At 38.1% G+C, this 13,072-nt stretch carries 17 protein-coding genes and 1 pseudogene; 14 read left to right on the forward strand and 4 right to left on the reverse strand.

The window, feature by feature from the left end:
- Positions 1 to 34: 34 nt before the first annotated feature.
- Genes GK047_RS02390 through GK047_RS02405 form a run of 4 tightly spaced genes read right to left on the reverse strand, consistent with a single transcriptional unit; the run spans position 35 to position 2,814 of the window.
- Complete coding sequence (locus tag GK047_RS02390) at positions 35 to 574, reverse strand: TlpA family protein disulfide reductase (protein WP_346010275.1); 540 nt, start codon at positions 572 to 574, stop codon at positions 35 to 37.
- Between the two features lie 24 nt (positions 575 to 598).
- Positions 599 to 1,018, reverse strand: coding sequence for a FixH family protein (locus GK047_RS02395; protein WP_163940717.1), 420 nt, complete (start codon positions 1,016 to 1,018; stop codon positions 599 to 601).
- A gap of 24 nt (positions 1,019 to 1,042) precedes the next feature.
- Positions 1,043 to 1,819, reverse strand: coding sequence for an ABC transporter ATP-binding protein (locus GK047_RS02400; RefSeq protein WP_163940719.1), 777 nt, complete (start codon positions 1,817 to 1,819; stop codon positions 1,043 to 1,045).
- Positions 1,813 to 2,814 carry an ABC transporter permease gene (locus GK047_RS02405; protein ID WP_163940721.1) on the reverse strand — a complete coding sequence of 334 codons (1,002 nt, stop codon included), beginning with the start codon at positions 2,812 to 2,814 and terminating at the stop codon, positions 1,813 to 1,815. The genes GK047_RS02400 and GK047_RS02405 overlap by 7 nt, the downstream gene beginning before the upstream one ends.
- Before the next feature lie 434 nt (positions 2,815 to 3,248).
- Between GK047_RS02405 and GK047_RS02410 the strand changes: the two genes are divergently transcribed.
- The 14 genes and pseudogenes from GK047_RS02410 (at position 3,249) to GK047_RS02475 (ending at position 13,030) form a co-directional block, all read left to right on the forward strand.
- Positions 3,249 to 4,325, forward strand: coding sequence for an ABC transporter substrate-binding protein (locus GK047_RS02410; RefSeq protein WP_163940723.1), 1,077 nt, complete (start codon positions 3,249 to 3,251; stop codon positions 4,323 to 4,325).
- 27 nt (positions 4,326 to 4,352) lie between these two features.
- Positions 4,353 to 4,550, forward strand: coding sequence for a hypothetical protein (locus tag GK047_RS02415; RefSeq protein ID WP_163940725.1), 198 nt, complete (start codon positions 4,353 to 4,355; stop codon positions 4,548 to 4,550).
- A gap of 113 nt (positions 4,551 to 4,663) precedes the next feature.
- Positions 4,664 to 4,807, forward strand: a pseudogene (locus tag GK047_RS29430) (formylglycine-generating enzyme family protein); the annotation flags it as partial.
- A gap of 46 nt (positions 4,808 to 4,853) precedes the next feature.
- Entirely contained in the window at positions 4,854 to 5,357 is a 504-nt protein-coding gene (locus GK047_RS02425) for a TlpA family protein disulfide reductase (RefSeq protein WP_163940727.1), read from the forward strand.
- Between the two features lie 999 nt (positions 5,358 to 6,356).
- On the forward strand, positions 6,357 to 7,364 hold the full coding sequence (locus GK047_RS02430; RefSeq protein ID WP_163940729.1) for a DUF4303 domain-containing protein: 1,008 nt from the start codon (positions 6,357 to 6,359) through the stop codon (positions 7,362 to 7,364).
- A gap of 278 nt (positions 7,365 to 7,642) precedes the next feature.
- Entirely contained in the window at positions 7,643 to 8,059 is a 417-nt protein-coding gene (locus tag GK047_RS02435) for a hypothetical protein (protein ID WP_163940731.1), read from the forward strand.
- A 229-nt stretch (positions 8,060 to 8,288) separates the two neighbouring features.
- The gene (locus tag GK047_RS02440; protein WP_163940732.1) at positions 8,289 to 9,005 is read left to right on the forward strand and encodes a WGR domain-containing protein; all 717 of its coding nucleotides are present in this window, start codon (positions 8,289 to 8,291) and stop codon (positions 9,003 to 9,005) included.
- 138 nt (positions 9,006 to 9,143) lie between these two features.
- On the forward strand, positions 9,144 to 9,542 hold the full coding sequence (locus tag GK047_RS02445; protein ID WP_163940734.1) for an Imm10 family immunity protein: 399 nt from the start codon (positions 9,144 to 9,146) through the stop codon (positions 9,540 to 9,542).
- A gap of 182 nt (positions 9,543 to 9,724) precedes the next feature.
- On the forward strand, positions 9,725 to 10,213 hold the full coding sequence (locus tag GK047_RS02450; protein ID WP_163940736.1) for a DUF2199 domain-containing protein: 489 nt from the start codon (positions 9,725 to 9,727) through the stop codon (positions 10,211 to 10,213).
- Positions 10,214 to 10,699: 486 nt separating this feature from the next.
- Positions 10,700 to 10,912 (forward strand): hypothetical protein, encoded by a 213-nt coding sequence (locus GK047_RS02455; protein ID WP_163940738.1) that lies wholly within the window; start codon positions 10,700 to 10,702, stop codon positions 10,910 to 10,912.
- 329 nt (positions 10,913 to 11,241) lie between these two features.
- Positions 11,242 to 11,616: a DUF2750 domain-containing protein gene (locus GK047_RS02460; protein ID WP_163940739.1), complete on the forward strand. Its 375-nt coding sequence runs from the start codon at positions 11,242 to 11,244 to the stop codon at positions 11,614 to 11,616.
- A 43-nt stretch (positions 11,617 to 11,659) separates the two neighbouring features.
- Positions 11,660 to 12,178: a GrpB family protein gene (locus GK047_RS02465; RefSeq protein ID WP_163940741.1), complete on the forward strand. Its 519-nt coding sequence runs from the start codon at positions 11,660 to 11,662 to the stop codon at positions 12,176 to 12,178.
- Positions 12,179 to 12,209: 31 nt separating this feature from the next.
- Positions 12,210 to 12,662 (forward strand): NUDIX domain-containing protein, encoded by a 453-nt coding sequence (locus GK047_RS02470; protein ID WP_163940742.1) that lies wholly within the window; start codon positions 12,210 to 12,212, stop codon positions 12,660 to 12,662.
- A 53-nt stretch (positions 12,663 to 12,715) separates the two neighbouring features.
- Positions 12,716 to 13,030, forward strand: a complete 315-nt coding sequence (locus GK047_RS02475) for a hypothetical protein (protein WP_163940744.1) — start codon at positions 12,716 to 12,718, stop codon at positions 13,028 to 13,030.
- The last annotated feature ends 42 nt before the right edge of the window (positions 13,031 to 13,072 follow it).

A 13,072-nucleotide genomic window follows, 5' to 3' on the forward strand; every position in this document is an offset into this window, starting at 1 on the left:
ACGGCAGTCTGCTATCTCAAAGGTATCCAATTCGTTAGGTTCCTGTTAACAATTCATCTGTTTTTTGCTTCAAGGTTTGCGCATCTAGCGCACCCAGCATACCATCGACAATAACGCCATTCTTATCGAGGAAAAAGGTTGAGGGAATTGGTTGTATACGATACTTGGCAGCCGTATCGCCCGCTGTATCGAGTAGTATAGGAAACCGAAAATGGTATCGCTGCACGAAAGCTTGCACGTTCTCAAGCGAGTCTAGCGTTGTTAAATTAATTGCGACGATGTTGACTTGTGACCCATATGCCTCATGCAGCTTCGCAAAGCTCGGCGCCTCATCGACACAAGGACCGCACCAAGAAGCCCAGAAGTTCACAATCGTCGGTTTCCCACGGAATGAGGCGAGTCGATAAGTTTGCGAATCTAGTCCTTCAAGCGTGAAATCTGGAGCTTTCAAGCCAATGTCGACGCCTTCTCCTGGTTGCGATGTAGATTTGGAAGGGGACGGATGCTGATAAAAGACAAGACCAATGCAAATGATCATAACAGCAAGTATGGCCCATTGTGCGTTTTTTTTCACTGTTGCAAGCCTCCAAGTGCCAGCTTATTTTACTTCATTGACTTTAGCGGAAATCATTTGGTGGGCATCGGCAGTTGTCGCATGGACAAGCACGTAATAAACGCCAGACTCAACAAATGAACCTTTCAGCACATACCCGCTCGCAGGATCATATTTCGCTTCCTGCTGGAAATGAGCGCCGTCCTCTTGCTCCGCCTTCCATATTTCAAGGACAACATTGGCGTCTTTGACAGTTTGACTGCCTTTGGTCAGCACTGCTGTCAAGTTAACGGACGCTCCTGTTGTTATTGTTTGAGGATTCGTAGAGAATGTAATCTTCAACTCCTGACCTGGTGCATGAGCTACGGATGCTGCCGCATTCGCCGTCGTGGACGAACCGCAGCCCGGAAGGAGGCTAAGCAAGGCTGGAACTAAGAAGAGGTAAAGCAGCAATCGAGTTCTCATCAGTAACCTCATTTCGTATAGGCATCAAATTTTCTCTGGAACTAATTGAAGTATTTCCAAAATCTCCAAGCGATATTGGAAAAATTGTTTACTATTGCGTATGCGGGGTTTGAGGAGATGAATGTTCACAATTTCTTTGATTTCTGCAGGACGCGGTGTCATGACAATGACACGGTCGCTTAGGTATATGGCTTCGTCGATGTCGTGTGTGACGAGAACCATCGTTGTTCCGCGTTCGCGCCAGATGCGCAAAATTTCATCCTGTAGATTCATGCGCGTGAAGGCATCAAGTGCGCCAAGCGGTTCGTCAAGCAAAAGCACCTTCGGATGGTTCACCAAAGCGCGTGCCAGAGCAGCGCGTTGTGCCATACCCCCAGATAGCATATGTGGATAAACGTTCTCGAAGCCTTTCAAGCCGACTAGATCGATATAGGCATCGACCTCATGTTTTTGCTGCTTTAGAATACCGCGAGCATCCAGGCCGCTGGCCACGTTATCCCACACATTTTTCCACGGAAATAAAGTAGGGTCCTGGAAGACCAACCCCCTTGAATAGTGGGTGCCGTTAATGACTTCGCCATCCAAAGAGACCGTCCCTGATGTTGGCTGATCGAGGCCGGCAATGAGCCGCAGCAGTGTGGATTTGCCGCAGCCGCTGGGGCCGATTAGGGTTACAAATTCGCCCGCTTTGATTTTCAAATTCACGCCGCTGAGCGCAGTGAGGTCGGCTCCTTCGTTATTTTGAAAGACGCGACTCACTTTACGAATAGAAATACTGCCTCTTTCTGTGGCTGCTACCATTTGATCAGCCCCTTTTGCCAGATCAATACTTTGTCCTTCACTTTAAAAAGTAGAGTAATGATTCCTGAGAATAGAAGAGCCATTATGAATAAAGCAGCATACACCTTATAATATTCGCCCCAGCCTTGCGCCCAAGTGATATAGAATCCGAGCCCCGCCTTAACGCCAAGCATTTCAGCGACAATTAAGGTAACGAAGGAAGTTCCGGTTCCCATAAATAAGCCAATGAAAATTTGCGGAAAAGCAGCAGGTATCGCCACTTTCCTAATCAAGTACGGCTCCGTCGCTCCCAGCGTCTTAGCAACTTCGAATAAGGACTTATTCACATTCGAAATTCCTGTCCATGTCATAACGGTGACTGGAAACCATGCGGCAAGGACAAGTAAGAAGACGCTAGCTGAGAAGCTCGTAGGGAAAATGACAAGTACGATAGGAATCCAAGCCGTAGAGGGTATCGGGCCCAGGATTCGGATAAAGGGATTGACCCAATAACGGAATTGTTGGTACCATCCCATTAGAATGCCAGTCGCGAGGCCTAATAGGGTACCGATCGTATAACCAAGAACAAGCAGTCTTAGCGAGTAAGCGGTGCTGATGGCAAGACTGTCGAATTCGCTGATGAGCGCATCGAGCACTTTGATTTGTGAGGGGAAATAGGGCATTGGCAGCAGGCCCCACTTTTGGGTAAGGAGCTCCCAGAGCACGAAGAGAAAGAAGCTAAGTGAAGCAAGCGGAGCGTGTTCTCCCAGCTTTTGTTTCACCTTAGATTTCCATACCGCAAGGGTGAGCCATACCGCGTAATAGGCTGCAAGTATAAGCAAAATAGACGCATAGGTTGTGTTGGAAGCTACGATTTGACGGTTGGGGATCAACAGGTGAACACTGAGAGATAGTAGAAGCACAAGGAGCGGGAGCCCGTGTTTCGAAATGACAGTCTGAACCCAGCGGGATGAGCGAACACCTCGATTGAGTATCAGTGGTTCGGCAGTTTCCATAAATGCTTGTGACCTCCTTTATTAAAATAAAAAAACACAAACCGCTAAGGACGGTTTGTGTTTCCAGTGAACTAGTGAACACGATATATACAATTATTACCATTAAATTAATACGAATTTATCATTAGTTCGAAATTCTGTCAACCGATTATTTTTATGAAGTTAAAGTATTGACAGCAAGCGAATGTATACATAGAATAAGTACCATATATTGCCACTTTAAATACCATTGGATTACTAGGAATTGGTTGACCAGTTCGCTGGAAACTAAATTCTTTCCTCTCATAAATGGGGAAAAGGATTTAGTTTTTTTGCGTTTCTATGAAAATAATAAGGAGAGGAAGCCTATAAACTGTTCGTAACCAACAAGGTGCCAGATTGAAAATCGATCAAAATTGGAAAGGTAGGATACAGGGGAAATGGAAAATATGTCCATGGCGAAAAGAACGGTTTCTGGAGCAGCATCTGCTTTTATCATGATTCATTTGTTAACAGCCTGTGCGACGGATTCGTCGCAGAATACGGCAACTCCTCAGGCAAGTCAAGCGCCCTCAGATTTGGCGGGCAGCACAGCGACTAAACCTTCCGGTGTTCAAACGACAAGCTTCAAAACAGGCAAAAAAATAACGGTTGCCTACTCAAGCAGTACCTGTGAAGCTCCGACTTTTGTAGCCTGGAAGAAAGGTTTTTTTGAAGCGGAAGGCTTGGAGCCAGTTATGGAAAAGATGGACTTCAATACACTGAAAAATGGGATTGCTACTGGCAAGGTAGATGCCACGCAGGGCAATTTCTCCTGGTTTAAGCCTGCTGAACAAGGGTTAGATGTGAAGCTTACCGGAGGTCTTCATGCGGGTTGTATTCAAGCAGTGGCCCCTGCCCATTCAGGTATTACCGCAGTCAAAGATTTGAAGGGCAAGATCATCGGTGTAGATGCCATCGGCGGGGGCCCTATGATTACACTCTCGATCGAGCTGAAAAAGCTGGGTATTGATCCGAAGAAGGACGTTCAATGGAGAGTGTACCCGTCCGATCAGTTGGTTACGGCTGCGGAGAAAAAAGAAATCGATGCCTTCATCGTGTGGGATCCAGCCGCTCAAAAGTCGATTGATGAGAACAAGTATGTGCGCATTTTAAGCAACGCCCACGACGAGCCATATAAATCAGGCTATTGCTGTTATTCCTTCGTCAGTGGCGAGCTGGCGAAGAAAGATCCTGAAAAAGCAGCCGCCTATACACGCGCTATTTTGAAAGCAGCGGAGTGGGTGGGCACACACCAAACCGAAGCTGCTCAGCTGGAAGTGGACTATAAGCTAGTTGGCGCGGATTTGGCGACCAATGAGAAGCTTTTGAAAGATTACTACTGGAGACCAAGCGTGAATACAGCCGTAGAAAACGCTAAATTTTTTATTGGTGCACAGAAGGAACAAGGGGTATTAGATGCTTCCACGGATGAAGAGGTGTTGGCTGATCGCCTGATCTTTAAAGCCATCCCTGAATTTAATGGGAGATGATGAAAGTGCCAGTTAGGAGGATTGGACGTGAAGAAATACAAATACACGCTCGTGGTCGCAGTTTTGATTACAATCGCTGCCTTATATCGATATATTCCACATTTGGTGCTTGCCAAGGAGTCAGCTACGACAATTACCCCCCTTTCGGAAACTACGGTCGATATTCCCTTCTGTCATATCCCAGATGATGGTAGTCCTATCGTAGTGCCGGAGCAAAAGAAATGATTGAAAAAGCCGCAAGCATAGGGACAGTTACTCCATGGGGAGTGCTGCCCTTTTTTGTTTGGTTTCTAGAGCGACAAGCAGGGATATTTAGGAATTTATTGAATTAGTGGATGGGGGGAGCTAAACGGATCGTGAATATTTCTTGGAATGATGCAATTTCCTTCTGTAATCTACTTTCTCAGAAAGCTGGATTGAAAGAGTGTTATTCTATAAGTAATCATAGTGAATATACCATCTGTGATGGGGAATCAGACGGGTAGGACGAAATGAGTGACTATTTTTTTTGGGAGTTGAGCTACTTAAATGTTTCGAAAAAAAATTGCAATTATGATTTCAATCATAATTTTAGGTGTGGTAGCAGTTACGATCTTTAATAACGTTCAGAGTAAAGATACAATGGACTTAGTTATACCATTAAAGGATTTGGGAGGAAACGAAGAGCGCATTATTTTTAGAGATAAGCCAACAGCTATTCTTTTCTTCACTTCATGGTGTCCGTACTGTAAGGAAGATGCTCCTAAAATTGTATCTGTTTATGAAAAGTATAAGAATGAAATTAATTTATATGGTGTTAATCTGATCAATCGAGATGATCGTGATGAAGTGGATAAATATGTCCATAAATATAAGATTGGTTATCCAATACTACTGGATGAGGATAGCATCTTATATAAAAAATACGGATCGCCGGGATTTCCTACCCTTGTTTTTTTTGATAAAAATGGGAAAGAAACGAAAAGGATTGTTGGTTCTACAGATCAAAATATAATTGATGCACAATTTAGAAGATCGTTGATCAATTTTTGAGCAAGGTTAAAATCACAACATGAGAAGGGTTGCAGATTATAAATGATTGATTCGATTAATCTTTCCATTGGTAGTACTTATATAGTTGCACCAGACAATCCAAGAAAAACGAAAAATCGAGGTAGGAAATGCACGATTCTGTCTTTCGATGTCAAGGATGATCAATTGACTATTATGGTCGTTTTTCATGATACAAATCGTGGGGCTTGTTTAGCGTTTAGTGATTTAAAGCCAATTACTAAATAAAATAAATATTTCAGCCGTATGGAAGCAGCTTGGATAGCAGGTATTGGCGTGCTTGGTGGGTCGGCATTAGCCCGAGGTCTAAACGATTATTCTTACGCGGCAGAGCACGCAATTGGACTAAGAATGGGAAGTTGAGAATAAATAAGACCGCTATTATGCGGTCTCAAGTAACTCAACAAAAAAGATGCTGGTTTTAATGATTTTATTAGTACTATCGAGTTTTACATAGATCCATTCGTTTGTTCTACTCGTAATCGTGCCTTTTCCTTCACGTGCTATAACCCTTGTTTCATTTAGTTTGACTGAAAATGGATACTGTGATGATTGACTACGAAGTATTTTTCGTGGCATGCAAACCATCCTTTACTCTATAATTTTATATAAGAGTATACCATCTGTTGCAATAATAAACTGTTAAAAAAGACACAGAAATATACGTATATATAATAAAGTTGGATAGAAGTCCATAAAAAGCCGTTATAACGGCTTTATGGAAGCTACGGAATGAGATGCACTGACTCAGTACGCAAAGCACTGACACGATACATGGGGATTAGACCCAATAACATTTGATGAAACACGGATTTTATTATTATCTATCTAATTAAAAGGGAGCTGCTTCAAATAAACTTATATTACACAGGTGTTTGCCAACTGTTAGACGATAATAAAACAAGAGTAAAATCTGGATACTACATCAAAACCGATGACGGACGAATTGTATATACAGATAATGTTCCATTAGATGTTCGATTGGTAACATTTCAAGAGCTGGAAGATGCATTGTTTAAAGGCTGCAAGTATGTCATTAATGAATTTGCAAATTCAGAGAATAACAAAGATGTCTATGCTTTCAATCTGTATGCGGATGAGCATAACAGTTTTTATATTTACATAAACACAGAAGATTCATTTAGAAATTATGTAGATAGACATTATTCGAGCTATTCCGAAAAGAGGAAACAAGAAGTTAAATATAATCAAGGTGATTTTACGTATCAACTGTATCCAAGCGATATGGGGATAAGCCAAGAAATCATCGAGGAATGTGAAGAGATTGCAAGTGATGTACAGGATGTAGATCATTTAGAAGATTTGTCGGATAAAGACATACCAGTAATCGCATATGAAAAAAGGATTTTCAATGATGGATTTTTCCTTGCTGCATTAAATGCAACAAAGAGGCTGGGCACAACATCTGAATTGAACAGCTTAGATAAATCAAATAACTTTATTTATTATGCAGCAACAGGGAATGACTATGTCGATTACAGCTTAATGATGAGAAAAACAATAGAACCAGATTTGTTTTATACCTGTTTTCCTGAGCTTAAAGACAAAGACAAGCAATTTGAAATTCACTTAGACAGTATTAATCGTAAGAATGTAAAGGAAATTTTAAATTATTGGGAAGAAGCACTTCAAGGTGAATTTAATGAAGGATCTCCTTATAAGTACATCAAAACAGAGTATCAAGTATTTGAAAAATTAGGAAAAATAGGCAGAGATCTAGCGATAGAATGCATTTCTAGGCTATCAGTAGTGATAAATGAGGATTTGAATAACCAAAGTAATCGAAACAAGGTTGAAATATATTTAAAATCATTGGAGTTTCTTGAAATGGATGAAGATTTACGATCAAAGATCAGCGATTTAGAAAAATTAGTTGACATAGCTTGTTATGATGATTTTTTGAAGGACTTCATGATTGGTGTCCACAAAAATATGAGTGCGCTTCTTGAAAATAAATCATTGAATTAGGGACATGCGCTAAATACCCGACCTTTAATTTTTACGAGGATTCAATTCCTAGTTCTGATACAGGTACTGGTACAAGCATGACAAGTTGATTATAGATAATAGGCTGAGTGCTTTTTCAAATGTATTTGAAACAATTGAAAAAGCATTATTTCAATGCTATGAGCAACACACAATACGATTGTTTGTTGTTCCTTTTAGGTTCTTGTGCCTCAGAAAATGATAAGTAATACATTAAAACATGGATTTCATTTACAGTTTATACATGGAGATGCTTTATAATGCTTCCTATTTACGGCAAGATCGCAATGTTATTAATGTTTTTAATCATTATCCCTGGGGCTGGGGTAGCTATTTATTTTGGTTCTGTTAAAAAAAATGAGAGTAAAATGGTTGCTTCTATCGTCATGACTATTGTCCCCTGTATACCATTAGCAATCATGTTGATTACCGCAGCTAACCAAAAGAGCGGTAATGAAATTGAGACTCAAATAAAATCACTAGGTGGAACGCTTGTCTCTGTTCAGAAAGTAAAGTCTAATGAGACACCATTTATACCAGTTCCTAAGACATTCGGTGAACATTATAAGATTCAATATAAATTGAGCGGACAGATACGTGTAGCTTGGTTTCGGAGTGAGAAAGCATTAATTCAATCTCCTGAACCTGTTTTTGAGGAAAAGTGGATACTGCAATAATTAACGGGATGAATGGGTGTATCAACCTTCATAGGCCCAATACATGCGTTACTTTAATCAAGTATGCAATTGAGAATGGATGGGATTACAAGCAGGAAAAAAGAATGATGAGTATCGAACAAGGCGATTTCCTTATTGAATTGATAGAACATATTGTAAATCGGATGTGTCCAAAGTGACATGAAATGTGAATTAGGATTGTCATTTTGTTTTAAATGGAGGAATTGGAGTGAAAAATGCGTTCACCTATCATGACGAAAAATCTAAAAAATTTTGGTGGATAGATTATAGCGGTTGTGACTTTGTTGTTAATTACGGAAAGACAGGCGTTACGGGAAAATATGAAATCAAAGAATTTGAATCTGAAGAAGAATGCATCAAACAAGCTGAAAAGCTTATTACACAAAAACTAAAAAAAGGCTATCAGATTGATAATCATTTTGATTTTATAGATCATTTATATTTTGATGATGAGGAAATAGGACTTCATCCAAAGACATCCCATCCTCATTTTGTTAAACATTTTACAGACGATTTTTATTATGACTGCACCGATGAAGAAGCACCTTTCGGCAGCGATGAAGGGTCTGATGCATTGTCGATATTAACCGAAAATATGCGAAATAAAAGTAAATTGAATTTTGCGGATTTCCCTAAATATATTATTGAAAATGAATGGGGAATGAAATATATTCCCGTTAGCAGCCTCATTGAAGATCAAGTGAAAAAAATAGCAGAAACTGACGAGATGAACATGACACAAAGTGATATGATAACATATGCTATCGCTTTTGGTCAGATAAAAATAACTGGAGGAATTGATCCTAAATTAAAGCAATGTGCTATTGATTCAATGAAAAGAATTAAAATAACAGCAAAAATTTTGAACTGGGGAGAAGATTCAGAAATATTAAGTAAAATGATTGAAGATTTGACTTCATTCTGAAAATAGCATGTTGTACTATGTTATTTTTCAAGGGATTTGGATTGGTTAATTTGAAACTTCGGGATCAGATTAACGAAACTGTATACAATGAAGAGAATATACGAGTTGGATAAATAAGAAGAAAAAATGGAGGTAACAATGAAAACTTTACTTCATGCTAATTTTTTATATGCACAAATTGATGAAGAAATAGACGTATTAATGATTGGTTTTGCTGACGATGAGTTTGACACACAAGAGTACATTCTTCTTCAAAAAACATTGAATCCAAATGAGGAGGATATGGAAGCAGGATTTGATAAAGTTCATATCACTTATAATGGCGAATCACAGTCACTATACGGTGGTATAAAAAAGTTTGTAGTTACACGTAATCGTATTGAAATCATTCTTAATGAAGAAGCGTCCGAGATATTAAATAGTCAAGCTGTAATTGAAATTAACTACGACCAAGATAAGACTGATATCAATGAATTTCAAAACTACTTTATACAGTTGTTTTCTAATGAGAAGGATGTCTATTATTTCGATTTCTAATTGTGTTTTTAATTACCAACACTATTGCAAAGTTTAGAGATTTACACATTAGACGGTCAAGGGGAGAAATGAAGCAAGATAGAATTAACTTTATGTGACTGACGATATTAGCCAAGATAGGAATCATAAGATAAATAAGTCGGTCGAAGGAAATTGATGGTTTAAAAGGAGGAGTAGAAACCATGAAATGCCCTCATTGTAACAATGAGTTAAGAGAAGTTCCTTTATGTTACGGAATGGAAGCGCCATACTATTTTTACACGGTGCCAGAAGAGAAAAGAACAGAGTTAATTAGAGATTTTTGCGTAATTGATGAACAGTATTTTTTTATTAGAGGGCATATTGAAATACCGATAATTGATAGTAAAGAGAAATTTATATGGAGTGTTTGGGTTTCACTTAGTGAAGAAAATTTTTTGAAATCCAATGAATTATTGCACGTACAAGGAAGAGAAAATGAACAACCATATTTTGGTTGGTTATCGACGGAACTTTCAATATATCCAATAACTACACTGTCGTTGAAAACTATGGTGCATACACAAGAAGTTGGCGCTGTTCCGTTAATAGAATTAGAACAGACTGATCATCCACTTGCAGTTGAACAAAGAGAAGGAATTACAATGGAGAGAGTAAAAGAGATTGCTCATTTAATAAATCATAGTCAGTAATTTATGAGAGTTGAAAGCAGCCGACATCTTATAACATCGTGTTCCCGCTGTGGAGTCTCACATCAATTACTCAGAACCAAATATGGGGCTGTCCCAAAAGCAAGTTTATAATTTTTCAGCTCCCACTTTGAACGGGACTTCGTGCATAAAAAGAACCTTCATCTCCACTTTACTAGTGAATTTGAAGGTTTATTTGCGTAAAATTTGGGACTCTCTCTTTCATGCGAACACTTTTGGGTCAGCCCCATTTCGAGAGGGTTAAATTTAATTAGCGTTTCACAAGATCGTGACCCCTCTAGATTGTATAGAGGGGTCTTTTTATGTCCGTGTTTGAAGCTGTATCCGTAAAATAATAGGTAATATCCTTTTTTCTACATGAATATATGTCGGCAAAAATTTATCAATACTCTTTGATGATCTGGAAAGATATGATTCATGAAGGTTTAGCGGTAGGTTCAGAATGTTAACTCATCTTGGCAAGGAACTGTGGACGGTGCATTAATAGGTGGCAAGTCTATAAACATGACGCCTAATTCCATTCAGTACTATAATGAAACAGACGAAACTATTTTTATTGGAACATCTAGTGATAAGTTGAAGTTTCTTAATCCTAAATATAAAGCTGGTAATAGCAGTTGGACAAAACCATTCAGTTTTTCTTTTTCAAATGAAGGAAATAGCAAGCAAGATAGATTATAGCAATTTTAATCAATACGGTGTTTGGTATTACTCCTTGCATATAGAGCCACTCCTTTTCAATGCTGTGCTTATGGGTTAGCGTATCTTCAAATTGGCTAAACAGTCGTAGTGTAGGATCATTAATTGTGAGCTTGATTTCACTTTTTAAGTTTTCGATTATTTCGAGAAATGGTATGACACGATAATGCTGTTCCGCAAGTAATGCGGAGTGATCAAACCTTAACTTTAAAATTATTGTTGGAATTATTTAGGGTTTGTATATACTGGAATGAGTGAAGGCAGTGATAACCGCTCTAAAAGAATGATTTTATTAAAGATAGGTGATAAAAATGAATATGAAAGAATTTGAAGCAGTTGTCAAACTTTCATCTGCGAAAAAGTATGAATATTTTATTAAGAGGGTAGTGGATTTTGAAGAAGTATGGGGTTTATATTCTAATGGTTGGGCAAGTGCTGACGATGGGAAAGGAAACATCGTTATTCCATTCTTTCCAAAAAAGGAATATGCAGAAAACTGTGCTACTGATGTTTGGGAAAATTATAAAGCAAAAAGTATTGATTTATATAAATTTATTGAGAACTGGTTGCCTGGCATGAAAAAGGATAAGGTTAAACCTTCGATTTTTCCAACAAAAGATAATGCTTCTGTGATAGAAACAGATGAACTGTATAAAGATTTGCAAAATGAATTGAACAAGTATTAAATCCATAAAAGCACGATTTTATCATGAATTTCTAGGAGGGCATATGGATAAACCAGTAATCATTGAAGAACACAATGAAGATTGGGCTTTAGAATACAAGCAGGAGGAAAGAAAAATACAGGAATTGCTAGGTCATAAAGCAATTTCCATTGAGCATATTGGAAGCACATCTGTTAAGGGATTAGGAGCTAAACCGATTATTGATTTTATGGTTGGAGTTAATGATTTAAAAGAGGTTGATGAATTGATTGAATCTCTAAAGAAAATTGGGTATGATTACGTGTTTCACAAGGAATTTCCTAATAGAAGGTTTTTTAGAATCGGGCAGTGGAGAGCAGGAACACACCATTTACATATGTATGAATTTGGAAGTGAAGAATGGACTAATAATATCTTGTTTAGAGATTATTTAAGAAACCATCCTGATGTATTAAAGCAGTATAATCAGTTGAAGAAAGACCTTGCTGGAATATATCGTAATGATAGAACTGCATATACAAACGCTAAACATTTTTTTATAACTGACATAATTGAAAAAGCTAAAAAGGACGCAAATACATAAAAGTGCAATTTTATTTAGAGGAGAGTAGCAAGTGATTATTAGAAACTCAGCAAAAGCAATAATAGTTCATGAAAATAAGTTATTGGTAACGAAACTTGAAGATAATGACGGTGTGTTTTACTTATTGCCAGGTGGAGGGCAAAATGCAGGAGAAAATCTTCATGAGACATTAAAACGTGAATGTACAGAGGAAATTGGATTAAAAGTAAATATTGGAGAGCTTGCTTTTATTCGGGAATGCTTTATGGATAAGGGTATACATCGTGTGGAATTTATTTTCTTCTGTACAGTAGACACAATAGAGCACGACAAAATAATAGGAGCAAAAGGAGCATCACTAGATAACAATCAATTAGGTGTCGAATGGATTCCTATACTAGATCTCATTAAACGTCCTCTGTTTCCAAGTACATTGAGAGAGCTAATAGTTCAACATGAGAATGGTTTAAATGGCAGAACAATTTATTTAGGTGAGATTCAATAAAATATGGATTTTATGATGATTAGAAAGTAGTTTTCAAAGGGGGGAGGTCATAAATGTTGAAAATGGTCATCAGGAAAACGATGATTGTATATGGATTTATTGGTTTTTTAATCGGATTAGGTATGTTAGTCCATTCTTTATTCAATAAAGATTTCACTTTCTATGTAGGTGAGAAAGAAGTACACGGCATAGTTTCAGGATTGATTGCTGTTCCGTTTGTACCATTAATAATGGCAATAGTCGGATTCTTTCATGCTATAGTTTTTTGGTTCCCATTAATTTACTTATACAAGAAATTGACAAATAACAATCATTCTAATGGTGGATACTCGCAATCAAGTAAACAGGAAGCGACTGTTAGTGAATAATGCTATATTGCTTATATACGAAATTCACAAATAATATGCTAT

Source organism: Paenibacillus sp. SYP-B3998 (assembly GCF_010820665.1).
Taxonomy (GTDB): domain Bacteria; phylum Bacillota; class Bacilli; order Paenibacillales; family NBRC-103111; genus Paenibacillus_E.

Excerpts from the sequence above, each read along its gene's own strand:
- GK047_RS02395 (WP_163940717.1), bottom strand. The coding sequence starts at position 1,018 with ATGAGAACTCGATTGCTGCTTTACCTCTTCTTAGTTCCAGCCTTGCTT.
- GK047_RS02400 (WP_163940719.1), bottom strand. The coding sequence starts at position 1,819 with ATGGTAGCAGCCACAGAAAGAGGCAGTATTTCTATTCGTAAAGTGAGT.
- GK047_RS02405 (WP_163940721.1), bottom strand. The coding sequence starts at position 2,814 with ATGGAAACTGCCGAACCACTGATACTCAATCGAGGTGTTCGCTCATCC.
- GK047_RS02410 (WP_163940723.1), top strand. The coding sequence starts at position 3,249 with ATGGCGAAAAGAACGGTTTCTGGAGCAGCATCTGCTTTTATCATGATT.
- GK047_RS02425 (WP_163940727.1), top strand. The coding sequence starts at position 4,854 with ATGTTTCGAAAAAAAATTGCAATTATGATTTCAATCATAATTTTAGGT.
- GK047_RS02435 (WP_163940731.1), top strand. The coding sequence starts at position 7,643 with ATGCTTCCTATTTACGGCAAGATCGCAATGTTATTAATGTTTTTAATC.
- GK047_RS02445 (WP_163940734.1), top strand. The coding sequence starts at position 9,144 with ATGAAAACTTTACTTCATGCTAATTTTTTATATGCACAAATTGATGAA.
- GK047_RS02450 (WP_163940736.1), top strand. The coding sequence starts at position 9,725 with ATGAAATGCCCTCATTGTAACAATGAGTTAAGAGAAGTTCCTTTATGT.
- GK047_RS02460 (WP_163940739.1), top strand. The coding sequence starts at position 11,242 with ATGAATATGAAAGAATTTGAAGCAGTTGTCAAACTTTCATCTGCGAAA.
- GK047_RS02465 (WP_163940741.1), top strand. The coding sequence starts at position 11,660 with ATGGATAAACCAGTAATCATTGAAGAACACAATGAAGATTGGGCTTTA.
- GK047_RS02475 (WP_163940744.1), top strand. The coding sequence starts at position 12,716 with ATGTTGAAAATGGTCATCAGGAAAACGATGATTGTATATGGATTTATT.